The organism is Roseateles sp. P5_E1, from assembly GCF_054049335.1.
Genome location: NZ_JBFUMN010000433.1, coordinates 1 through 535 on the forward strand (window position 1 = coordinate 1; position 535 = coordinate 535).

Consider the following 535-nt stretch of genomic DNA (forward strand, 5'->3'; position numbering starts at 1 on the left):
ACTGAACAGACGGCAGCGGAACCCGGCATCGGCTTCGCACGCTGCGGTCTGTGCCTTGTCGAAGGCATCCAGCGCGCGGGTCCGCGCCAGCGGATTCTTGCCGGCGGCGGCGATGGCGGCCTTGGCCTGCGCGGTCACATCGGTGATCTGGTCGAGCACGTACACGCGCGCGTTCGGGCCGGCGCTCAGCTCATCCTTCAGGGTGGGTGCGTTGAAGCCGTCCTTGATCAGGTTCTTCTCGGCGGTCGAGTTCAGCTGGATCGCACCGTAGGCGCAATGGTGGTTGGTCACCACCAGGCCCTGCGGCGACACGAAGCTGGCGGTGCAGCCGCCCAGCGCCACCACCGCACCCATCGGGTCGCCGGTCAGGTTGGAGATCTGCTCCGGCGACAGCTTCAGCCCCGCCTGCTTGAGCGGACCGGCGATTTCCGGCAGCTGCTGCGGCACCCACATGCCTTCAGCGGCTTGGGCAACCTGGACCAGCCCAAGGCTGGCGACGACGGAAAAAGCGAGCAGGTTCGAGCGCATTGAGCAG

1 protein-coding gene is annotated in these 535 nt (G+C 67.3%); it reads right to left on the minus strand.

Going from position 1 to position 535, the window contains the following annotated elements:
* Positions 1-528: S46 family peptidase (locus ACXJKJ_RS31935; RefSeq protein ID WP_457395745.1), on the minus strand; the 528-nt coding region annotated here is incomplete at its 3' end.
* Positions 529-535 lie beyond the last annotated feature (7 nt).